The following is a 23,310-nucleotide window of genomic DNA, read 5'->3' on the forward strand; positions in this document are numbered from 1 at the left end:
GTTGTTACAATTGAATAGGTGTTGAAAAAGTTGAGAATGTTCGTGTTTTGACGAATTTAAAAATAGGAGGCCATTATGGCAGGGATTGTAGTTGTTGGTAGTCAATGGGGAGACGAAGGTAAAGGAAAGATAACAAACTTTATCTCACAAAAATCCGATATGGTAGTGCGTTACCAAGGTGGTAACAATGCCGGACATACCATTTATGTTGATGGACAGAAGTTTGAATTGTCTTCTGTACCATCTGGTATTTTCAATCCAAATCGTTTGGCGGTAATTGGAAATGGTTGTGTTGTTAATCCAAAGGCTTTATTAGACGAATTACATGAAATCCAAAAAAAGGGTGTAACGACTGAGAATCTTCGTATTTCAGATCGTGCCCATGTTATTTTTCCATATCATATGTTGCTTGATCGCTTGGCTGATGCCAAGAAGGGTGATGGCAAGATTGGTACAACTGGCCGTGGTATTGGTCCAACGTATATGGACAAGGCCGCTCGTGTAGGAATCCGTGTCGTTGATTTGTTGGACGAAGAGGTATTGCGTGAGCGTCTATCTAATGTACTTGCTGAAAAAAATGAAGTACTTGAGAAAATTTATGACCATGCGCCATTTGATCTTGAAGAATTAGTTGCAGAATATGCTGATTATGGTCAACAATTGAAGCCATACATTGTCGATACGACTGTATTGATCAATGAATACTTGGATGACCAAAAGCGCGTGTTATTCGAGGGTGCCCAGGGTGCCATGTTGGATATCGACCAGGGAACGTATCCATACGTGACATCATCATCACCTGTTGGGGGTGGCGCAACTATTGGTGCCGGTGTCGGCCCAACTAAGATTACGCGGGTTGTTGGTGTTGCTAAGTCATATACGTCACGTGTTGGGGATGGTCCTTTCCCAACGGAGCTATTTGATGAAGTTGGTGATCGTATTCGTGAAATTGGTCATGAATATGGTGTTGTTACAAAGCGTCCACGTCGTATTGGTTGGCTAGATACAGTTGTTCTTCGTCATTCAGCTCGGATCGGTGGCTTTACTCACTTATCATTAAATAGTTTGGACGTTTTGTCAGGACTTGAAACGGTTAAGCTTGCCGTGGCCTATGAACTAGATGGTCAACGCATTACGCACTATCCAGCTAACTTGAAAGATGTGCAACGTGTGACACCTATCTATGAGGAATTGCCAGGTTGGTCAGAAGACATTACGGGTATTAAGTCACGTGAAGAACTACCTGCTAACGCTGAAAACTACTTGAAGCGTGTTGAAGAATTGATTGGTGTGCCACTATATACATTCGCAGTTGGGCCATCAAATGAACAAACTATTATCTTGTTTGATATCTGGAATGAGGAATAATAAGCATGTCTGAAATGAGATTAGCACGAACGATTTTATCTGTAGATGACATTGACCAAATGGTGAAACGTGTTGCAGACGAAATCAACGAAGTACTAGTTGATGTTGAACGACCAGTATTTGTCGGTGTCATGAAGGGCGCTTACATGTGGATGGCTGACTTGATGCGGGCTATGAACCGCGAGATTGAATTGGATTATATTGATGTATCTAGCTATGTTGGTGATCAATCAACTGGTCATATCACAATTCAAAGAGACTTAAAGGTTGACCTGTCTGGGCGAACAGTTGTCATATTAGACGAAGTCGTTGATTCAGGATTAACGTTACGGTATTTAAAGGCGGACTTTGAAGCACGCGGTGCCGAAAAAGTGTATGTTGCAGTTGCAACAGATAAGCGTCAGTCGACTACTGCAGGTGGTATTACACCAGACTTTATTGGGGCCCAAGTGCCTGATGAGTTCTTGGTCGGGTACGGGATGGACTACAATGAATATTGTCGTAGTTTACCGTATGTGGCTGTTTTAGAATTATCTGAATAAAAACAACAAAGAGGTTGAGACAAAACAATGTCTCAACCTCTTTTGTGCTAAAAATGCATTAATTGTAAGGCTATAAATTTTATAGCATAAACGCGTTCCAAAAGTCTGAAGCCTCAATGTAACGCAATTTACGACATTCTTGTCCTTCGCTTTGCTTCGGACAAAAATGTCGTAAATAACGTTACACACCGGCTTCAAACCGACTTTTGTCTCGCTCTCTCTTTTATTTATTGATTAAATGTCATTATAGGGTTCGTTCGGCATATTATTTTCCAGTTGAATAGTTGTATGTTGAATGTGCATGTCATCTTGGAGCATGTGACCGAGATGAGAGAGTAACGTCATATCACCAGGATCTTTAACAACCAGATGAACGGTTAAAGCAGTTTCTGTTGTTGAGATACCCCAAATATGTAAATCATGTAAACTGATGACCTGTGGATTATCCAGGATAGCTTTTTTAACGGAAACTTCATCAATGTTTTCAGGGACACCATTGAAAATAAGTAGAACCGATTGTTTGAAAATATCCCATGATGACACGATGATAACAATACCAATAATGATGGAAACAACTGGGTCCAGCCAGAACCATTTGGTTAGCTTGGTTAGTAAACCAGCTACGACGACTCCTAGGGAAACGCCAGCATCAGCCATTAGGTGAACATAGGCACCTTTCGCGTTGATGTCCGATTTGTGATCGCCAGCCATAGCAAAGAATTTGGCTGCTAGAAAATTAACGACAATCCCAAAAGCTGATACGATCATAATCAAATTACCAGCTGGCTCGGCACCACCGTTCAGCAACTTAACAATTGCTTCATACCAGATAACAAAGACGGCAACTAGCAGGAATAGCGCGTTAATAAAGCTGGCTAGGATAGTTGCATTATGCCAACCATACGTGTGAGTATCCGTGGCTCTCAACCCAAAAACAGCCACAGCAGCCCAAGCTAGTATCAGTGATGCGACATCGCTGATACTGTGCAAAGCATCTGCAAATAAAGCTGTTGAATGGGCGTAGTGGGCAAAAATCATTTCAGCAATGATAAAAGCAGTATTTAGGATAATGCCTGTTAAATAGGGTACTTGCCTTTTTGGAACGGCTGCATGCTCGTGATGATTATGCATATTATAATTTTTCCTCCAAGTGGGTTGTTGCTAATGCAATGATTGATCGGATATGGTCGTCCTTTAACACGTAAAAAATTTGTTTGCCGTGTTTGTGGGAACTAATAATATCGGCATTCTTTAGCATTTTTAGCTGTTGCGAAATATTTGATTGCGAATAGCCAGTGGCTATAACTAAGTTTGAGACGTTCTGTTCATGATCAGCTAAAATCTTTAAAATTTTTAGTCGTAGAACATTTGAAAATAATTTAAAAAACTCTGATAATTTTTCATCCATAAACATATTATAAAACGTTAATATGTTTTTTTGAAAGAAAAAGGACCTGAAAAATAATGTTTTTTTAGATCCTTTATCGTATCGTTTAGTTTTGTTGTAAAAAGATAACCATGATGGTCAATGTCTGTAGAATGGTAAAGAATACCATCCGGTAACGTTGCTTTAAATTGAAATTAATTAATACCATCCAAGTAAAGATGATGATAATAATTGTTAGAATTGTCCAAAAATTCCAAGGTAGAGTTAGGACGTTGAGTAATAGGATAACGCCAAAAACCAGCGAAGTTAATCGTTTATTGCGCCCCTGTGTGACGAACACACTACTCATGAAGTAGAGGTAACTGAAAAATAGCGGCAATAAACTAATAATAAATGGTTGTGTTAAATATGTATTTTGTTGGTAGAAAATAACGACAGGCATAACGATAGTTGCGATACCTGAATATAAAATTAGACCAAGTACATTTTGTAAACTTAACCATGAAATATTTATTAATAGTAGGGCAATTGGGAGTAGTGCAAGTAACATGACTTGTTGCCCAGTGAATTGTTTATATAAGAAATATAAGAATAGCAATGGGAATAAAATGACTACATAGTTTATCCAACGGGAAAAGCCGCGATTAAATGTTAAAAATATTGCTATCGCTATGATGATACTATAGGTGATTAATAGTGGATTATGTTGCCATTGCCCTCCAGCCAGGTTGTTTGAATAGATGAGCGGATACACCCACCAGATAATATTTTGTGAAATAACACAAAGCAATAAGGCTATCCATTGAATATCTGATTGTTTTATTTTTTTCTGTAAGCGAGATTGGCGACTGACGGGATGTTCCGTTGTTGGTCTTTCTTTAAGTTGTTTTAAACGAGATACATTATCATGAGATTCTGGATTCATAATCATGCCTTCCTAAATCATTAAGTTAAATTTGTAAGAACTGTCTATATAATTGTAGCAAACTAACCAGCTTCCGAGTGAGTTTGGTATAATGTTTTGAGTGTTATTTTGTAAATTGATTGAAATGGAGTAACGAAATGCGTACAGTAATTGAGATGCTAAGTAAATATCGAATGCAAATTATGTATTTGATTTTTGGGGGACTGACAACTGTCGTTAACATTGTGGTCTATACAGGAGCACGTTGGTCGCATTTATCGATAAACATTGCGTATGTTCTTGCTTGGATATTGAGCGTTTTGTTTGCCTATTTAACCAATCGTAAATGGGTGTTTGATAGTCAAACAACAGGCTTTGCTAATATTTTACTCGAAATGGTTAAATTTTTCTTTGCACGCCTGGCAACGGGTGTTGTAGGATACTTAATTTTGCTATTTGGTGTACATATCCTACACCAAAATGATATGATTTGGAATATTATCCAAAATGTATTTGTAATTGTTTCCAATTATGTATTGAGTAAATTAATGATATTTAGATTGAAGGAGAAAATTGAAAAATGACGATTAAATTAATTGCAACAGATATGGATGGTACATTATTGCGTGATGATCGGACCTTTGATTATGCACGAATGGAAGACTTACTAGATGAATTGGATGCGAAGGGAATTCGTTTTGTAGCCGCCAGTGGTAACCAATATAAAATGCTTCGTTCATATTTCAATCCTGTTGATCCTAATCGTGTCACCTATGTTTCCGATAATGGGGCCTTAGTTATGGATCATGATGAGGTGGTTGCTGAAACGAATATTACCCGTGAACAAATTGATCGGGTTATTGATTGGAATAACAGTGTTAATCCAGGAATGGAAAACCTAATTGTATTATCAGGCCATAATGGTGCATATGTTTCTAACCATGCAACACCAGAAATTATTAGTATGGTAAAACAATTTTATCCGGTCGTTCACCAGGTAGAGAAGTTTAAAGATATTGATGACAATATCTTCCGCTTTACATTCGTTTGGGAACAGGGCATTGATGTCCATCAATATATTCAACAGCTACGAGCAGAATTTGGTGAAGAACTACATACCACTGGTTCTGGTTTTGGAACAGTTGATATTTTAGCACCAGGGGTAAACAAACGAACTGGTCTTGAAAAATTAGGTGAAATTTGGGATATCAAGCCTGAAGAAATGGCGGCCTTTGGTGACAATGGTAACGATTTAGAGATGCTCCGTTATGTGAAGTATCCTTTTGTTATGCCAAACGCAGAAGATTTTATGAAAGTACGTATTGATAATTTAGCGGTTAATGATAACAACCACAATGGCGTTATTGATACCATTGAGGCATTATTAGCGGGTGCCTTTGATGATCGTACAAGTAAAATTTTTGATAAGTAATAGTTAATAGGCAAATATTATGTGACAAACTGGTATAATATATAAGATTATGAAGTGTGTCATATTTCATAGTGATTATTTGTTAGAATCTTGGAGGGTAAATCGTGTTTTTTAATGACCGACATGAAGAACGTGCTGATAAACAGGCCATCGAGCTGGACGGTCAGCAGATACCACAACATATCGCGATTATCATGGATGGTAACGGACGATGGGCTAAGGGCCAAAATCTACCACGAGTTGCTGGGCATCAGCGTGGCATGGAAGTCGTTAAAGATATTACTAAAGCTGCCAGTGATTTGGGTGTGAAAGTTTTAACGTTATACGCTTTCTCAACTGAAAATTGGAAACGTCCGGAAACTGAAGTTGGATTTTTAATGAAGCTACCGGGTAAGTTTTTTGATACCTTTGTACCCGATTTAATTGCAAATAATATTCGCGTCAATGTTATCGGATATGTCGATCAATTGCCTGCTTATACACAAAAAGCTGTTAAAAACGCCGTTGCGCAAACGGCTAATAATACGGGCATGGTCTTAAACTTTGCCTTGAATTACGGTGGTCGTAGCGAAATTGTGTCCGGCGCGCAACAGCTTGCCCAACAGGTATTAAATGGTGAAATCAAGCCAGAAGATATTGATGAGACGCGGTTTAGTCAATCTTTGATGACCGCATCACTAAATAAGTATGCTGATCCTGATTTATTGATTCGCACGAGTGGTGAAGAACGGCTATCGAATTTTTTGCTTTGGCAGATTGCCTATTCAGAGTTCGTCTTTGTGGACGAACATTGGCCTGACTTTACGTCAGAAGTCTTAAAGCGTGCCATTATGATATATCAGTCACGTCATCGACGATTTGGTGGTTTAGCAGAAAATAAAAGTGATAAAAAATAGGAGATAAAATAATGAAAACACGGGTAATCACGGCAGTGGTAGCATTGGCAATTTTTATACCCATTTTGATTGCTGGTAATATCTGGATTCAAATTGCTGCTTCAGTACTTGCCGTTGTTGCTGCATCAGAAGTTGTCTTAATGCGTCGTACATTGTTAGTTGACTTTGGTGCTATCTTGACGATGCTCGGGGCGTTTATCATGACATTGCCAAACGATATTTGGCAAAATCTTGATTTACCAACGACATTACAGCCTGCTTCTTTACTTTACATATTTGTAATTTTGATGTTATTACATACAGTAGTAGCTCGCAATAAGTTTAACTTTGAGGACGCGGGTGTCTTCACATTAACAATGATGTATGTTGGTTTAGGGTTTGGCATGATGGTATCAGCGCGTGAAGCCGGTCTGGATACCTTGATGTATGCCTTTTTGATTGTTTGGATTACTGATTCTGGTGCATACTTGGTTGGTAGACAAATTGGTAAGCATAAACTAACGGCTATTTCACCAAATAAAACTTGGGAAGGTTCAATTGGTGGAAGTGTCATCGCTGTGATTGCAGCAGCAATTTATACGTATTATTTCCCACAAGCATATAGCTGGTGGATTATGCTGGTAATCAGCATTCTTCTTTCAGTTGCTGGCCAGTTTGGTGATTTGATTGAATCTGCTTTGAAGCGTTTCTATCATGTCAAAGATTCTGGTTCAGTATTACCAGGTCATGGTGGTATTTTAGATAGATTTGATTCAATGTTGATTGTTTTGCCAATCATGTACTTACTGGGTGTTTTTTAATAAGTTAATGATAAAAGGCTGATGTTAGACGTCAGTCTTTTTTGTTAGCTTGGTTTAACTGTAATAGCATAAACAACGTTACACACCGAATTCAAAGCGTCTTTTGTCACACTATGATTTATAGTATACTAACCCTACTTAGATTGGGATGGAGATAAGGAATGACAGCAATTATTACATTTATTATTGTATTTGGAGTCATCGTGATTGTTCACGAATTTGGTCACTTTTATTTTGCTAAAAAATCTGGCGTTCGAGTACGTGAGTTTGCAATTGGGATGGGACCAAAATTATTGCAAACGCAACGCAATGGGACAACTTATACTTGGCGCATTTTGCCGGTTGGTGGTTATGTGCGTATGGCTGGTCGTGCAGATACTGAAGAAGAAACGATTCAGCCTGGGATGTCGATTACTGTTGTTCTGACTGATGGTGTGGTCACCCGTATTAATTTGTCGGATGAAGAGGAGTTGGTGGGTGGCCGTACGATTACTGTTAATCAAGTTGATTTAGTTGATGATATGGTGATCGAAGGTTATTGGCCTGAAGATGGTGAGTTAGTACGTTTACCGGTCGATCACGATGCCTCAGTTGTTGAGGCAGATGGTACAGTCGTGTTAGTAGCACCAAGAGATACGCATATTGAATCGGCAAAATTATGGCAACGTGCAGTGATCAACTTTGCTGGTCCTATGAACAACTTTTTGTTGACTCTGATTTTGTTTATTGGTTTGGCATTTACGTTACCTGGTGTTTCTACAACTACAGTAGACCACGTTGCTAAAGATTCACCAGCAGCTATGGTCGGTATTAAATCCAACGATACAATCACCGAGATAAATGGTAAAAAAGTTAATTCATGGCAAGGTATGCAAAATAAGATTCAAACATTGCCTGATAAAAAAGTTTCATTGACATTTGAACGTCATGGTCAAACGAAGCATACGACGTTGACTCCCAAGGGTGTTAAAAATGGCGGGATGAAGATTGGTCAAATCGGCGTGACATCTAAACAGACAACCGCCTTGGGGGCTAGGTTACGATATGGCTTCCAAGCAACTGCGCAATCGATGACACAGATTTTCCGAGCAATTAAGAATCTTGTACAAGGATTTTCACTTAATAAGCTAGGCGGACCAGTTGCTATTTATAAAAATACTTCAGAAGTCAGCACTATGGGAATATTAGCCATTGTGTCCTTTATGGCCTGGTTGTCAGTTAACTTGGGGATGATGAATTTGCTACCTATTCCTGGATTAGATGGTGGTAAGTTATTGTTGAATGCGGTCGAAGCGGTAATTAGACGTCCGGTACCAGAAAAAGCTGAATTAGCGGTGACCTTAGTTGGTGTGGGATTATTATTTATTTTAATGATTGCGGTAACAGGAAATGATATTCTACGCTATTTCGTGAAGTAAATAGTAGGTGTTTATCAGCTATTAGAACGAAATATTTTGACTGCTAATAATATGAAACGTTTTCGGTTATATGTAGGTCAACGTGAAATAAACAAATGTGGTAAGATAGAAAAAGAATTTTAATGCGCTTTTTTGTGCAAAGATTAGGGATGGGTATAAGTCATGAAACAATCAAAGGTTTTTATTCCAACGTTGCGTGAAACACCAGCAGATGCGGAAGTCATTTCGCACCAAATGATGTTACGTGCGGGGTATGTTCGCCAAGTAACAGCGGGTGTATACGCGTATTTGCCATTGGCACAACGTGTATTAAATAAGATAAAAGCAATCATTCGTGAAGAGATGGAAAAAGTTGATGCGACAGAAATGACGGCACCAGTTCTTTTGCCTGCAGAATTATGGCAAGAATCAGGACGTTATGAGACTTACGGTCCAAACTTGTTTAAGTTAAGAAATCGTCATGGACGTGATATGATTCTTGGACCAACGCATGAAGAAACGATGACGACGTTGATTCGCGATGATATCAAATCATATAAGCGGTTGCCATTAACGATTTATCAAATTCAAACCAAGTTACGTGACGAGGATCGACCACGCTTTGGTGTTCTTCGTGGTCGTGAATTTATTATGAAGGATGCTTATTCATTCTCAATTGATGAAGCTGGTCTGGACGATGCTTATAAGAAGATGGAATCAGCTTATGTTAATATCTTCAATCGTGTCGGTTTGGACTACCGGGTTATCGTTGGTGATGCTGGTGCCATGGGAGGCTCAGATTCTAAAGAGTTCTCTGCGCCAGCAGCTGCTGGTGAAGACACAATTGCCTACTCAGACGAATCAGATTATGCAGCAAACTTAGAGATGGCTAAGGACCTGTATACACCAAACAAGTCACATGCACCATTGGCTGATTTGCAAAAGATTGCAACGCCTGACGTTGCCACAATTTCTGAATTGGCTGACTATCTACAAATTGCTGAAGATCAACTAGTCAAGACGTTGTTCATGATAGCTGATGGGGAACCTGTTATGCTTTTGGTTCGTGGTGATTATGAAGTCAATGAAGTTAAAGTGAAAAATTATTTGCAAGCTGGTGAATTACGTTTAGCAACTGAAGAGGAAGCGCAACAATACTTAGGGGCACCATTTGGGTCATTAGGTCCTGTTGGCGTTGGCGAAGAAGTGAAAATTATTGCCGATGAATGGGTCACAGATATGGCTAATATTGTCGTTGGTGGTAATGAAGCTGGTTTCCATTACTTAAATGCTAATGTTGACCGTGATTTCCGTATCGATGAAGTAACCGATATTCGTGTTGCGCGTGAAGGAAACCCAGCTATTGATAACAAGGGTCATCTACAATTTACTAAGGGAATTGAAGTTGGGCATATCTTTAAGTTAGGTACTCGTTATTCTAAAGCTATGGGTGCACAAGTATTGGATGCAAATGGTCGCCAAGCTGATGTCATCATGGGTTCTTATGGTATTGGTGTGTCACGTCTTTTGGCAGCGATTGCTGAACAAAATGCAGACGAAAATGGTTTGTCATGGCCAGCAGCTATTGCGCCATGGAATGTTCACTTGGTACCAATTAAGTACAAAAATGAAACGCAAGCAAAGTTGACAGATGAATTAAATGATAGCTTGGTAGCGGCTGGTTATGAAGTGTTAGTCGATGATCGTAATGAGCGTCCTGGCGTAAAGTTTGCTGATTCAGACTTAATTGGCTTGCCAGTACGAGTAACGATTGGTAAAAAAGCGAGTGAAGGTATTGTCGAAGTTAAGTTACGTCAAGCAGATGAAGCTATTGAAGTTCGTGCAGATGAACTTGTTTCAACGCTACAAGTTTTTCTAGATGGACATAAAAACTAAATATTATTAGGTCATTTATTCTTGTTTTAAGATTATGGCTTTATAGTGTAATTATCGATGAGGGATACAGAGATATCCTATCGATGCCCATAATGATTACTCATAACCTAGCAGGAATGCCCGTTCCTGCAACTACTCCTTAAATTTGGTATATGTGAGTATACCGTTAATAATAGATTAGGAAGCCCATCCATATCTATTATCGATGATGACATAGCACTTTGAGCTATTTATCATCAGTAGAGGAAGCAATGGCCCATTGCTTCCTCTTTTTTTGTGTCTCAGTATTAATTAATTCATCGATTTGATATTTCCATGACTCATGGACAATGTATAATAGCAATAGATTGTAAAACAAATGAAAGGGGCTATAAGTGATGGCGTTGAACCCACAAGAACAATTTCGAATATTGTTACAACAGTTGCAATATGAGGAGGTGCCCGACATCTTCCAAGAAGCAACTCTGACCAAATTGACAATTCATAAACAGTCACGAGTTTGGCAATTCCATTTTGCACTACCTGAATTACCTGATGTGACCACTTTAGCGACATTGATCAGTAAATTGCAGACAACATTTGCAAATATCGCATCTGTTAATTATGAAATTAAATTAACTTCGCAGCCACATATGACACAGGCTGTTGATTATTGGCGCTGGGTTTTACAACAACATCAAAATGAGCCAGGTGCTTTTCAACAAGCATTTAGTCAAGTGATGCCGGTTACTGAGAACGATCAACTTGTTCTCACATTTGATTCACAGGCGTGGGCAAATTATGCTCAGCAAACAGGCCTTAATTTAATTCAACAAACTTACCGCCAAATTGGTTTCGCTGAGAGGTTACCATTCGTTATTAATGTTGATGATGAACTCGTTGCCCAGTCACAAGCTGAGGCAATTGCCCAACGAGCATCACAGGATGAACAGTTGGCTCAAATGGCTCAAGTACAAATAGAACAAGCGTCGAAGCAACGCCATACCTCTAACCATGGTGGCGGTAATGGTGGTAATAACTTGGGTCGTAAGATAGCTAATGATGCTGAAATTACTGATATGGCCAATATTATTGACGAAGAACGGTCGGTAATCGTTGAAGGTTATGTATTTGATGCAGAAGTCAAAGTCCTTAAATCAGAGCGCCAACTATTGACGATGAAAGTGACTGACTATACGAGTTCGTTTATTCTTAAGAAATTCTCACGTGATGAAAATGATGAAGCATTTTTTGCGAATGTTAAGGCCGGCATGTGGATTCGAGCACGTGGTCCGGTCCAACAAGATGACTTTTTACATGACCTCACGATGATGGCGTATGATATCCAAGTTGTTAAGCATGAGCCACGTGTTGATAAATACGAGGGTGATTCAAAGCGTATTGAACTACATGCACATTCTTTGATGTCAACGATGGATGCAACTAATGGGATTAAGGATTATGTTAAACAAGCCAGTGATTGGGGCATGGACGCTATAGCAATCACTGATACTGCAGGTGCACAAGGTTTCCCTGAAGCAGCATCTTCTGCAGCCGATAATAACATCAAAATGATTTATGGAATTGAAGTTAATTTGGTTGAAGATGGTGAACCAATTATTTTTAATCCCGCCCACATAGCTTTAGATGATGCTGAATATGTTGTATTTGATGTGGAAACAACCGGTTTGTCAGCAGCCTATGACAAGGTTATTGAATTATCTGCCGTTAAGATGGTCAAAGGGAACGTGACAGCAGAGTTTTCTGAGTTTATTGATCCTGGATTCCCGTTAAGTCAGACAACTGTTGACTTGACTTCGATTACTGATGATATGGTTCAAGGCTCAAAATCAGAACAAGAAGTTTTTGCGGCCTTCCGTGAATTTTATGGGGATGCTATTTTGGTCGGTCATAATGTGACCTTTGATATGGGATTCATGAATGAAGGGTATGAACGTCATGGTATGGGATCAATTACTAATCCAGTTATTGATACATTAACCTTAGCGCGTTTCTTATACCCTAATATGCGTTCGTATCGTTTGAATACATTGGCCAAGCACTTTGGCGTTCTACTAGAACAGCATCACCGTGCGATTTTTGATTCGGAAACTACGGGACACTTAAATCGTATTTTCTTGGAAGAAGCAAATGAGTCTTATGGCATTGCGTATGCTGATCAATTAAATGATCATATGACTGACAATGATGCTTGGCGCCATGGTCGACCAAATCATGCGGTTGTCCTTGTCCAAAATCAAACCGGGGTCAAAAATCTATATAAATTGATTTCAGAATCTAATATTCACTATCTTTATCGCACGCCCCGCGTACCACGATCAGTACTGAATAAATACCGCGAAGGCCTATTATTGGGAACAGGTGATAGTTCCGGCGAATTCTGGGAAGCACTCATGCAAAAGGGATACGCTGCAGCCAAAAATAAGGCGAAATATTATGATTATATTGAAATCCAGCCGTCAGCTAATTATTTACCTCAAATTGAGGGTGAATTGATTAAGGATGAAGCACGCTTACGTGAACTAATGATGCAAGCTGTTAAAATTGGTGATGAATTAAATAAACCGGTCGTTGTGACGGGGGATGTTCACTATTTAAATCCTGAAGACAGTATTTATCGCAAGATTTTAATCAGTTCACAGGGTGGTGCTAATCCGTTGAACCGGCATAGCTTACCTGAGATGCATTTTAGAACGACCCAGGAAGTGTTAGATGATTTTAGCTGGATGAAACCAGAACTAGCAAAGAAATTAGTGATTGATAATACACATGTTGTCGCTGATATGATTGACGATGTCGAGGCTATTAAAACGGGTAATTATCCGCCAAATATGCCGACGGCCAATGACGAAATTCGTCAAAAATCATATGAAACAGCGTATCGCATGTATGGTAATCCTTTGCCTGAAGTGGTTGAGGCTCGAATTGAACAAGAATTACATTCAATTATTAAGAACGGGTTCGCGGTTATCTATTTAGTTGCTCAGCGACTCGTTTCGAAATCAAATAAAGATGGTTACTTGGTTGGTTCACGTGGATCGGTTGGTTCTTCACTTATTGCCTTGCTAATTGGTATTACTGAAGTCAATGCCTTACCACCACATTATCGTAGTGTGAATGGTGATTATGTTGAATTCGTTAATCCACGTGATTACGAATCTGGGTATGATTTACCAGAGCGTTATAGTCCGATTGATGGTACCAAATTGATCGGGGATGGTCACAATATTCCTTTCGAGACCTTCTTGGGATTCAAGGGTAACAAAGTGCCGGATATTGATTTGAACTTTTCGGGTGATTATCAGCCTTTCGCGCATAATTATATGAAATCATTGTTCGGGGAAAATAATGTTTTCCGAGCAGGAACCATTGCGACAGTTGCTGATAAAACAGCTTTTGGTTATGTTAAAGCTTATGAACGTGATCATGAAAAGCAATTTAGAGGTGCTGAAGTAGAAAGATTAGCCATGGGAGCCACGGGTGTGAAACGTACGACTGGTCAGCACCCGGCTGGAATCCTAATTGTTCCGGATGATATGGAAATTTATGATTTTACGCCTATTCAATATCCAGCCGATGATTTATCGGCCACTTGGCGAACGACCCATTTTGATTTCCACTCAATTCACGATAATATTTTGAAGATGGATATTCTTGGACATGATGATCCAACGATGATTCGTGCCTTACAGGATATGTCAGGGATTGACCCAACGACGATTCCAATGAACGATCCAGGTGTTATGAGTCTATTTTCGTCACCAGAAGTGCTAGGGGTCAATGAAGACCAAATCTTTTCGAAAACAGGTACTTTAGGTGTGCCAGAATTCGGAACAGCCTTTGTCCGGGGGATGTTGGAAGAAACCCATCCCAAGAATTATTCTGAGTTGTTACAAATATCAGGTCTGTCTCACGGGACAGATGTTTGGCGTGGTAACGCTGATGAATTGATTGAACGTGGTGTGGCGACAATTGGTACGGTTATTGGAACACGTGATAAGATTATGACCGACTTGATCAATTATGGTGTTAATCCGGAATCATCATTCCAGATTATGGAAAAAGTACGTAAAGGTAAAGGAATTATCGATGAATACCAAGCTGAAATGCGTGCAGCAGGTGTGCCAGAATGGTATATTGAATCTGGTTTGAAGATTAAATACATGTTCCCACGCGCCCATGCCGCTGCATATGTGCTGATGGCCTTGCGGATTGCGTATTTCAAGGTTTATTTCCCGATGCTGTATTACGCAGCATACTTTTCAGTCCGTGCAAGTAATTTTGATATTGTGTCAATGTCACGTGGATTAAATAGTACGAAAGCTAAAATTATGGAAATTAAACATCAAGGTAATGATGCTTCTGCTAAAGACAAGGACTTGATGACTGTACTCGAAATTGCTAATGAAGCCCTAGAGCGTGGGATTAACTTTAGCATGGTCGACTTATATAAGTCTGATTCAGATGCTTGGCTGATTGATGGTGATACATTAATTGCACCATTTAATTCGGTACCTGGACTAGGTGATAACGTGGCAAAGCGTATTGTTGCTGCAAGAGCCGAAGGTGAATTCTTATCTAAAGAAGACTTAGCGCAACGAGGTGGCATTTCAAAGACTTTGTTGCAGTTTATGGATGATAATGGGGTCCTTAATGGTATGCCAGATGAAAATCAATTGGCTCTATTTTAGCGCAGTCCCAGTTTTGAAAATTAATCATGTAAAATAGAAGGCTATTTAAAGCCTTATGGTAAGCAAGTTAAAGACCGTCAATCTAGTTAGATTGACGGTCTTTTTAGTTATTAACAGACTACTTTATCATTTAAAAAACAAATGCATATATAAAATATAAAATATTATTGACTTTTTCATTTTAAGTGTGTAGTATATATCAAGTCGGCAACGGCGTTACATGAAGTTAACTTGATGAAATAACTTAAAAGAAGTTGTTGACAAATTAAATTAACTTCTGTAATATAGATTAAGTTGTCAGCGAGACAACAACTGTTGATCATTGAAAACTGAATATCGTTTCGATGAAACAAATGTGTAGGGTCATCAAGTAATTTACTTGATACAAAACATTTGTGAAGTCAATTCACTAATAAATTCGTTTAACTTCTGTTAAACAAATAACAACAAATTGAGTTATACTCAAACTTTTAAAATGAGAGTTTGATCCTGGCTCAGGATGAACGCTGGCGGCGTGCCTAATACATGCAAGTCGAACGCTTTGTCTTTAATTGATCTGACGAGCTTGCTCTGATGTGATTTTATCTGACAAAGAGTGGCGAACGGGTGAGTAACACGTGGGTAACCTACCTCTTAGCAGGGGATAACATTTGGAAACAAGTGCTAATACCGTATAATACTAACAACCGCATGGTTGTTAATTGAAAGATGGTTTTGCTATCACTAAGAGATGGACCCGCGGTGCATTAGCTAGTTGGTAAGGTAATGGCTTACCAAGGCGATGATGCGTAGCCGAGTTGAGAGACTGATCGGCCACAATGGGACTGAGACACGGCCCATACTCCTACGGGAGGCAGCAGTAGGGAATCTTCCACAATGGGCGCAAGCCTGATGGAGCAACGCCGCGTGTGTGATGAAGGGTTTCGGCTCGTAAAACACTGTTATAAGAGAAGAACGACATTGAGAGTAACTGTTCAGTGTGTGACGGTATCTTATCAGAAAGGAACGGCTAAATACGTGCCAGCAGCCGCGGTAATACGTATGTTCCAAGCGTTATCCGGATTTATTGGGCGTAAAGCGAGCGCAGACGGTTATTTAAGTCTGAAGTGAAAGCCCTCAGCTCAACTGAGGAAGGGCTTTGGAAACTGGATAACTTGAGTGCAGTAGAGGAAAGTGGAACTCCATGTGTAGCGGTGAAATGCGTAGATATATGGAAGAACACCGGTGGCGAAAGCGGCTTTCTGGACTGTAACTGACGTTGAGGCTCGAAAGTGTGGGTAGCAAACAGGATTAGATACCCTGGTAGTCCACACCGTAAACGATGAGTGCTAGATGTTCGAGGGTTTCCGCCCTTGAGTGTCGCAGCTAACGCATTAAGCACTCCGCCTGGGGAGTACGACCGCAAGGTTGAAACTCAAAGGAATTGACGGGGACCCGCACAAGCGGTGGAGCATGTGGTTTAATTCGAAGCAACGCGAAGAACCTTACCAGGTCTTGACATCCCTTGCCAATCCTAGAAATAGGATGTTCCCTTCGGGGACAAGGTGACAGGTGGTGCATGGTTGTCGTCAGCTCGTGTCGTGAGATGTTGGGTTAAGTCCCGCAACGAGCGCAACCCTTATTATTAGTTGCCAGCATTTAGTTGGGCACTCTAGTGAGACTGCCGGTGACAAACCGGAGGAAGGTGGGGATGACGTCAAATCATCATGCCCCTTATGACCTGGGCTACACACGTGCTACAATGGCATATACAACGAGTCGCTAACCCGCGAGGGTACGCTAATCTCTTAAAGTATGTCTCAGTTCGGATTGTAGGCTGCAACTCGCCTACATGAAGTCGGAATCGCTAGTAATCGCGGATCAGCACGCCGCGGTGAATACGTTCCCGGGTCTTGTACACACCGCCCGTCACACCATGAGAGTTTGTAACACCCAAAGCCGGTGCGGTAACCTTTTAGGAGCCAACCGTCTAAGGTGGGACAGATGATTAGGGTGAAGTCGTAACAAGGTAGCCGTAGGAGAACCTGCGGCTGGATCACCTCCTTTCTAAGGAAAATCGGAATCCTACACATTCAACGAAACGATATTTAGTTTTGAGTGGTTAACACTCAGCATTAGTTCTTTGAAAACTGAATCATAATTGTAAATTTTTAAATTCATTTAAATTGATTTTTATCAATATAAATTGAGCCGAAAAAATACACCGCGTAATTTTTTGAGTTTTTTAAATAAGTTTAAAATCGCTTGTGACCATTGAGTCACAATACTCAAACGAAATCATCAACGTAAGTTGATCGGTTAAGTTATTAAGGGCACATGGTGAATGCCTTGGCACTAGGAGCCGATGAAGGACGGGACTAACACCGATATGCCTCGGGGAGCTGTAAGTAAGCTTTGATCCGGGGATTTCCGAATGGGGGAACCCAACTTGTTATGCAAGTTATCGTTTTAATGAATACATAGTTAAACGATGGTAGACGTTGTGAACTGAAACATCTCATTAGCAACAGGAGAATAAAGAAAAATCGATTCCGTCAGTAGCGGCGAGCGAACACGGAGAAGCCCAAACCAGAGTGCTTGCACTCTGGGGTTGTAGGACTACCGTTGTGGAGTTACAAATTTGTTTATTAGCAGAATCAGCTGGGAAGCTGAGCGACACTGGGTGATAGCCCCGTATGCGAAAGTAAGCAAACTCCCGTGTAGGATCCTGAGTACGGCTGGACACGTGAAATCCAGTTGGAAACTGCGAGGACCATCTCGTAAGGCTAAATACTCCCTAGTGACCGATAGTGAACCAGTACCGTGAGGGAAAGGTGAAAAGCACCCCGGAAGGGGAGTGAAAAAGTTCCTGAAACCATGTGCCTACAACAAGTTAGAGCCCGTTAATGGGTGATAGCGTGCCTTTTGTAGAATGAACCGGCGAGTTACGATAACATGCAAGGTTAAGGTGGAAAGACCGGAGCCGTAGCGAAAGCGAGTCTGAAATGGGCGACTGAGTATGTTGTTGTAGACCCGAAACCAGGTGACCTACCCATGTCCAGGGTGAAGGTGTGGTAAAACGCACTGGAGGCCCGAACCCATACATGTTGAAAAATGTTGGGATGAGGTGTGGGTAGCGGTGAAATTCCAATCGAACTTGGAGATAGCTGGTTCTCTCCGAAATAGCTTTAGGGCTAGCCTCGGAAGAAAGCGTGTTGGAGGTAGAGCACTGTTTTGGTGCGGGGCCCATCTCGGGTTACTAAACTAAGATAAACTCCGAATGCCAATCACGTATGTCCGGGAGTCAGACAGTGAGTGATAAGATCCATTGTCGAAAGGGGAACAGCCCAGATCGTCAGTTAAGGTCCCTAAGTGTGTGTTAAGTGGAAAAGGATGTGAAGTTGCATAGACAACTAGGATGTTGGCTCAGAAGCAGCCACCATTTAAAGAGTGCGTAATAGCTCACTAGTCGAGTGATTTTGCGCCGAAAATGTACCGGGGCTAAACACACCACCGAAACTACGGGTGCCACGTAAGTGGCGCGATAGGAGAGCGTTCTAAGCGCAATGAAGTCAGACCGTGAGGACTGGTGGAGCGCTTAGAAGTGAGAATGCCGGTATGAGTAGCGAAAGACAGGTGAGAATCCTGTCCACCATATGACTAAGGTTTCCTGGGGAAGGCTCGTCCTCCCAGGGTTAGTCGGGACCTAAGGCGAGGCCGAAAGGCGTAGTCGATGGCTAACAGGTTGAGATTCCTGTACCAGGTGAACATGTTTGAACGATGGAGGGACGCAGAAGGCTAACGGATCCCAGCTGCTGGAAATGCTGGGCCAAGCAATGAGTCTTAGTGTGAGTTAAATGCTTGCACTTATACGGACAAGTTGTGATGGGGACCGAAATAAAGTAGGGAAGTCTGTGATGTCACGCTGCCGAGAAAAGCTTCTAGTTAGTGTTTACCTGCCCGTACCGCAAACCGACACAGGTAGTCGAGGAGAGCATCCTAAGGTGAGCGAGTGAACTCTCGTTAAGGAACTCGGCAAAATGACCCCGTAACTTCGGGAGAAGGGGTGCTCAGCGCAAGCTGAGCCGCAGTGAATAGGCCCAGGCGACTGTTTATCAAAAACACAGGTTTCTGCAAAATCGTAAGATGACGTATAGGGGCTGACACCTGCCCGGTGCTGGAAGGTTAAAAGGAGTACTTAGTTTCGACGAAGGTACGAATTGAAGCCCCAGTAAACGGCGGCCGTAACTATAACGGTCCTAAGGTAGCGAAATTCCTTGTCGGGTAAGTTCCGACCCGCACGAAAGGTGTAACGATCTGGGCGCTGTCTCAACGAGAGACTCGGTGAAATTTAAAGACCCGTGAAGATGCGGGTTACCCGCGACAGGACGGAAAGACCCCATGGAGCTTTACTGTAGCTTGATATTGAGTGTTTGTGCAGCTTGTACAGCATAGGTAGGAGCCGTAGAAATCGGGACGCTAGTTTCGATGGAGGCAAACGTGGGATACTACCCTCGTTGTATGAACACTCTAACTCACACCACTAAGCGTGGTGGAAGACAGTGTCTGGCAGGCAGTTTGACTGGGGCGGTCGCCTCCCAAAAAGTAACGGAGGCGCCCAAAGGTTCCCTCAGAATGGTTGGAAATCATTCGCAGAGTGTAAAGGCACAAGGGAGCTTGACTGTGAGACTTACCAGTCGAGCAGGTACGAAAGTAGGGCTTAGTGATCCGGTGGTTCCGCATGGAAGGGCCATCGCTCAACGGACAAAAGCTACCCTGGGGATAACAGGCTTATCTCCCCCAAGAGTCCACATCGACGGGGAGGTTTGGCACCTCGATGTCGGCTCATCGCATCCTGGGGCTGTAGTCGGTCCCAAGGGTTGGGCTGTTCGCCCATTAAAGCGGTACGCGAGCTGGGTTCAGAACGTCGTGAGACAGTTCGGTCCCTATCCGTCGCGGGCGTAGGAAATTTGAGAGGAGCTGCCCTTAGTACGAGAGGACCGGGGTGGACGTACCACTGGTGTATCAGTTGTTCCGCCAGGAGCATCGCTGAGTAGCTATGTACGGATGAGATAAACGCTGAAAGCATCTAAGTGTGAAACTCGCCTCGAGATGAGATTTCCCATTCAGAAATGAAGTAAGACCCCCAGAGATGATGAGGTAGATAGGCTAGAAGTGGACGTGTGGTGACACATGGAGCGGACTAGTACTAATGGTTCGAGGACTTAACCAAGTAGCAAGTGGTGTAAGGCAAGAAAAAATAAGCAATTATGATTCAGTTTTGAGGGAACTAAGTTCACTCAACAAAAACGTGTCGTGATGATGGCACTGAGGTCACACCTGTTCCCATACCGAACACAGTAGTTAAGCTCAGTAGCGCCAAAAGTAGTTGGAGGATCGCCTCCTGCGAGGATAGGACGTCGCGATGCAATTGGAAGCAGTTCACAGTAATATGTGAGCTGCTTTTTTCTTTGTAGAGTATTCATAAATTGCATGTGATGCTTTTAAAGATAAAAATGAATCTAACATATTTTTCAGGTAGCCTGCTTGTTAAGGGATTTGTTATTATACAGTAAATGTTAATCCTTTGATTTGTTAAACTAATGGTATTTAAGATAGAATCTATAAAATTTATACTATATGTTGTACCTATCCTTAATAAACAATAAATTTTAGATTAACCGTTGAATAATATTTTTTCATCTATTTTGATGTTCTATTTTTATCGTAAAAACAAAGCCAACTGAATTTTTAGTAATTAAAAACGGAGGTAAACTTATGGATTTAAAACTCAAGAATAAGGTTGTTTTAGTAACCGCCTCAAGTCAGGGTTTAGGATTTGCAACAGCTAAGAAGTTTTTAGAAGAAGGTGCCAAAGTGATGATTACAAGTCATAACTTAGAAAATTTACGTTTGGCATATAAAGAATTGCAGCCAATAACATATGGAGAGCAATTGTCATATGTAGTGGCGGATTTAACTAGTACATCAGACATTGAAGATCTGTTAGCCAAGACACGTAGCAAGTTTGGCATGATTGACATTGTTGTTAATAATACCGGAGGACCTAAAAGTGCTAGTTTTGAGCAATTATATGAGGACGATTGGTCGGATGCCTATGAACTTATTTTAAGAAGTGCTATACAGATAATAAGATTAGCATTACCCGATTTGAAAAAGACACAGGGAGTAATTATTAATAGTGTATCAGCATCAACAAAACAACCATTATCTGGATTGATATTATCAAATACTTTTAGAATGGCCTATTAGGATTATCAAAAAGTTTAGCAAACGAATTTGGTAAGTATGGTATTCGGGTAAATACAATTTCTCCGGGTAAAATATTAACAAATCGTGTTCAAACGTTAGATGAGATTAAGGCAGAAAAGTATAACACATCAATTGAGAAAGTTCGTCAACAATCTGAAACAACAATTCCTTTAGGTCGTTACGGTAAGCCAGAAGAGTTTGCTAATGTTGTTGTGCTTTTAGCTTCTAGCGTCAGTCACTATGTTAACGGTAGCAATGTTGTGGTAGATGGTGGTCAAGTTCAAAGTTATTAAATGTTGTTAGATGAATTTATGTATAATGATATTGTGTGAATAATATTGATGAAATAAGTAGGGGTTAAAAATGAGTAACATCGATTTACAAAATGGCATAGACTATCGTAATTTGGGTACCGATTTTAAAGGCATGACAAATGAACAAATTATGCAAGCATTGGATCAGCGTCGTGGGGATATGATAACGGTTCTGCAAAATTTAACGCATGACTTTAATAAGGCTACAGCAGTTCGCAATCATAATGCTTTTTCAGGGCGAGAAATTGTCTTTTTAAACCCGGACAACCCAATGGATAGTAATAACCCAGAAGGTGCTAAAAAATGGAATAAAACTGGTGCTGTGGGTGCGCAACATTATGAACATATTAGTCATCATCGTATATTGGATTATCAAGAACTATTTGACCAATGGCATGCAGAAGGATATGTTATTTACGCTGTTGATAATACACCCGGCTACGAATTACATAATGTCTTTCAGGTTGAGTTTCCGAAAAAAAGTGTATTCCTTTTTGGTGAGGAACAGATTGGATTGGCTGATGAGCTAATCAAGGCGGCTGATCAGATGATTTATATTCCGCAGACCGGGTCAGTGCGTTCATTGAATGTATCAGTGGCTCATGGCGTGATTGCTGCTTTGTACACAGCCCAACATCCAGTGCCTAGCGATATATAAAAAATGCGAAACGTTCTCATATAAGATCGTTTCGCATTTTTTTATAAGTAAGTAACTTCTACAGAAGAAGTTCAAATTCTAAGTTGTTGTATTGGTCACGCTCACGTATTTGATGATAACCAAATTCCTGTTGTGTTCGTTCGAGCAGCTCTGTGTGCCAAGTAATTTTCTTAGCAAAATTTGCAAACATGTCTTCCTTTAGATGGTTTATCAAAGAAAGAAACTTTTTTGCTTCTTCAGCGGTCATTGATACATAAAAACGTTCATCATTGCCAAACTTTTTTGAAATCCGCTTTAGTTTAATGTTCATAACTTGCCGTGTATATGCGGGGTTTCTATTAAGTCGAACGCTGACATTAATATGATTGTAGTGTGAATCTCGGCTATATTGTAACAACATAGCTAGAAATCTTTCTGGATCTATTTTATTTTCGTTAGTTGCCATATTCATATCCTTAATCTTTAGAAGTTCTTCTCAATAGTATAACACGTAATAATTTTTAGAAATAACAAAAAAACTATTGCGTTATATTTCATATAGGGGTATTATATAAAAGTTGTCTTTTGCGGATGGCAAATTACAGATAGTAGTTTAATTTGTTTTAATATTGACTGAATAAGAAGGTTAATGTTTTTATAGCAAATGATATTCAATTGTTAATAATTTTCTTTAAAAGAAAGTGTTGACAAATCGAATTAGCTTCTGTAATATAGATTAAGTTGTCAGCGAGACAACAACTGTTGATCATTGAAAACTGAATATCGTTTCGATG

General features: G+C 40.5%; 16 protein-coding genes and 3 rRNA genes. 15 read left to right on the forward strand and 4 right to left on the reverse strand.

Translation table 11 applies throughout. The features are described from left to right. Positions 1-75 precede the first annotated feature (75 nt). Both FOL01_RS02040 and FOL01_RS02045 read left to right on the forward strand, forming a co-directional pair. Positions 76-1,368, forward strand: a complete 1,293-nt coding sequence (locus tag FOL01_RS02040) for an adenylosuccinate synthase (RefSeq protein WP_075269085.1) — start codon at positions 76-78, stop codon at positions 1,366-1,368. A 5-nt stretch (positions 1,369-1,373) separates the two neighbouring features. Beyond that, complete coding sequence (locus FOL01_RS02045; RefSeq protein ID WP_075269086.1) at positions 1,374-1,910, forward strand: phosphoribosyltransferase; 537 nt, start codon at positions 1,374-1,376, stop codon at positions 1,908-1,910. A 234-nt stretch (positions 1,911-2,144) separates the two neighbouring features. Here the strand turns inward: FOL01_RS02045 and FOL01_RS02050 are convergent, their stop codons facing one another. The 3 genes from FOL01_RS02050 to FOL01_RS02060 form a co-directional block, all read right to left on the reverse strand. Next, on the reverse strand, positions 2,145-3,041 hold the full coding sequence (locus FOL01_RS02050) for a cation diffusion facilitator family transporter (RefSeq protein ID WP_075269087.1): 897 nt from the start codon (positions 3,039-3,041) through the stop codon (positions 2,145-2,147). Position 3,042: 1 nt separating this feature from the next. After that, positions 3,043-3,318: an ArsR/SmtB family transcription factor gene (locus FOL01_RS02055; RefSeq protein WP_169823039.1), complete on the reverse strand. Its 276-nt coding sequence runs from the start codon at positions 3,316-3,318 to the stop codon at positions 3,043-3,045. Between the two features lie 85 nt (positions 3,319-3,403). Beyond that, the gene (locus tag FOL01_RS02060; protein WP_075269089.1) at positions 3,404-4,222 is read right to left on the reverse strand and encodes a hypothetical protein; all 819 of its coding nucleotides are present in this window, start codon (positions 4,220-4,222) and stop codon (positions 3,404-3,406) included. A gap of 137 nt (positions 4,223-4,359) precedes the next feature. Between FOL01_RS02060 and FOL01_RS02065 the strand changes: the two genes are divergently transcribed. The 13 genes from FOL01_RS02065 (at position 4,360) to FOL01_RS02120 (ending at position 22,537) form a co-directional block, all read left to right on the forward strand. Further along, complete coding sequence (locus tag FOL01_RS02065) at positions 4,360-4,785, forward strand: GtrA family protein (RefSeq protein WP_075269090.1); 426 nt, start codon at positions 4,360-4,362, stop codon at positions 4,783-4,785. Continuing rightward, positions 4,782-5,633, forward strand: coding sequence for a Cof-type HAD-IIB family hydrolase (locus tag FOL01_RS02070; protein WP_075269091.1), 852 nt, complete (start codon positions 4,782-4,784; stop codon positions 5,631-5,633). Before FOL01_RS02065 ends, FOL01_RS02070 begins: the two co-directional genes overlap by 4 nt. Positions 5,634-5,737: 104 nt before the next feature. Beyond that, positions 5,738-6,529, forward strand: a complete 792-nt coding sequence (locus FOL01_RS02075) for an undecaprenyl pyrophosphate synthase (protein WP_075269092.1) — start codon at positions 5,738-5,740, stop codon at positions 6,527-6,529. Positions 6,530-6,540: 11 nt separating this feature from the next. Beyond that, positions 6,541-7,329, forward strand: a complete 789-nt coding sequence (locus FOL01_RS02080) for a phosphatidate cytidylyltransferase (RefSeq protein WP_075269093.1) — start codon at positions 6,541-6,543, stop codon at positions 7,327-7,329. Between the two features lie 161 nt (positions 7,330-7,490). Beyond that, positions 7,491-8,747, forward strand: coding sequence for an RIP metalloprotease RseP (rseP, locus tag FOL01_RS02085; RefSeq protein ID WP_075269094.1), 1,257 nt, complete (start codon positions 7,491-7,493; stop codon positions 8,745-8,747). Between the two features lie 162 nt (positions 8,748-8,909). Then, a complete protein-coding gene (locus FOL01_RS02090; RefSeq protein ID WP_075269095.1) occupies positions 8,910-10,622 on the forward strand; it encodes a proline--tRNA ligase in 1,713 nt (570 codons plus the stop codon). 377 nt (positions 10,623-10,999) lie between these two features. Next, positions 11,000-15,313: a PolC-type DNA polymerase III gene (locus FOL01_RS02095; protein WP_075269096.1), complete on the forward strand. Its 4,314-nt coding sequence runs from the start codon at positions 11,000-11,002 to the stop codon at positions 15,311-15,313. 471 nt (positions 15,314-15,784) lie between these two features. After that, positions 15,785-17,359: ribosomal RNA gene (locus tag FOL01_RS02100) — 16S ribosomal RNA — on the forward strand. Positions 17,360-17,609: 250 nt separating this feature from the next. Beyond that, positions 17,610-20,525 (forward strand): 23S ribosomal RNA (locus FOL01_RS02105). Between the two features lie 79 nt (positions 20,526-20,604). After that, positions 20,605-20,721, forward strand: a 5S ribosomal RNA gene (gene rrf / locus FOL01_RS02110). Together the 16S, 23S and 5S rRNA genes form the textbook arrangement of a ribosomal RNA operon. Positions 20,722-21,070: 349 nt before the next feature. Next, entirely contained in the window at positions 21,071-21,565 is a 495-nt protein-coding gene (locus tag FOL01_RS11425; protein ID WP_250637861.1) for an SDR family NAD(P)-dependent oxidoreductase, read from the forward strand. Positions 21,566-21,606: 41 nt separating this feature from the next. Then, a complete protein-coding gene (locus tag FOL01_RS11430) occupies positions 21,607-21,858 on the forward strand; it encodes an SDR family oxidoreductase (RefSeq protein WP_250637863.1) in 252 nt (83 codons plus the stop codon). Between the two features lie 70 nt (positions 21,859-21,928). Further along, positions 21,929-22,537: a TrmH family RNA methyltransferase gene (locus FOL01_RS02120; RefSeq protein WP_075269097.1), complete on the forward strand. Its 609-nt coding sequence runs from the start codon at positions 21,929-21,931 to the stop codon at positions 22,535-22,537. 58 nt (positions 22,538-22,595) lie between these two features. Here the strand turns inward: FOL01_RS02120 and FOL01_RS02125 are convergent, their stop codons facing one another. Continuing rightward, positions 22,596-22,982 carry a hypothetical protein gene (locus FOL01_RS02125; protein ID WP_075270602.1) on the reverse strand — a complete coding sequence of 129 codons (387 nt, stop codon included), beginning with the start codon at positions 22,980-22,982 and terminating at the stop codon, positions 22,596-22,598. Between the last annotated feature and the right edge of the window lie 328 nt (positions 22,983-23,310).

The organism is Weissella thailandensis (assembly GCF_001932615.1).
GTDB classification, from domain to species: Bacteria; Bacillota; Bacilli; order Lactobacillales; family Lactobacillaceae; genus Weissella; species Weissella thailandensis.

What these genes read in the sequence shown, in the direction of transcription:
- FOL01_RS02040 (WP_075269085.1), top strand. Translation starts at nt 76, where the DNA reads ATGGCAGGGATTGTAGTTGTTGGTAGTCAATGGGGAGACGAAGGTAAA.
- FOL01_RS02045 (WP_075269086.1), top strand. Translation starts at nt 1,374, where the DNA reads ATGTCTGAAATGAGATTAGCACGAACGATTTTATCTGTAGATGACATT.
- FOL01_RS02050 (WP_075269087.1), bottom strand. Translation starts at nt 3,041, where the DNA reads ATGCATAATCATCACGAGCATGCAGCCGTTCCAAAAAGGCAAGTACCC.
- FOL01_RS02055 (WP_169823039.1), bottom strand. Translation starts at nt 3,318, where the DNA reads ATGGATGAAAAATTATCAGAGTTTTTTAAATTATTTTCAAATGTTCTA.
- FOL01_RS02060 (WP_075269089.1), bottom strand. Translation starts at nt 4,222, where the DNA reads ATGAATCCAGAATCTCATGATAATGTATCTCGTTTAAAACAACTTAAA.
- FOL01_RS02065 (WP_075269090.1), top strand. Translation starts at nt 4,360, where the DNA reads ATGCGTACAGTAATTGAGATGCTAAGTAAATATCGAATGCAAATTATG.
- FOL01_RS02070 (WP_075269091.1), top strand. Translation starts at nt 4,782, where the DNA reads ATGACGATTAAATTAATTGCAACAGATATGGATGGTACATTATTGCGT.
- FOL01_RS02080 (WP_075269093.1), top strand. Translation starts at nt 6,541, where the DNA reads ATGAAAACACGGGTAATCACGGCAGTGGTAGCATTGGCAATTTTTATA.
- rseP (WP_075269094.1), top strand. Translation starts at nt 7,491, where the DNA reads ATGACAGCAATTATTACATTTATTATTGTATTTGGAGTCATCGTGATT.
- FOL01_RS02090 (WP_075269095.1), top strand. Translation starts at nt 8,910, where the DNA reads ATGAAACAATCAAAGGTTTTTATTCCAACGTTGCGTGAAACACCAGCA.
- FOL01_RS02095 (WP_075269096.1), top strand. Translation starts at nt 11,000, where the DNA reads ATGGCGTTGAACCCACAAGAACAATTTCGAATATTGTTACAACAGTTG.
- FOL01_RS11425 (WP_250637861.1), top strand. Translation starts at nt 21,071, where the DNA reads ATGGATTTAAAACTCAAGAATAAGGTTGTTTTAGTAACCGCCTCAAGT.
- FOL01_RS02120 (WP_075269097.1), top strand. Translation starts at nt 21,929, where the DNA reads ATGAGTAACATCGATTTACAAAATGGCATAGACTATCGTAATTTGGGT.
- FOL01_RS02125 (WP_075270602.1), bottom strand. Translation starts at nt 22,982, where the DNA reads ATGGCAACTAACGAAAATAAAATAGATCCAGAAAGATTTCTAGCTATG.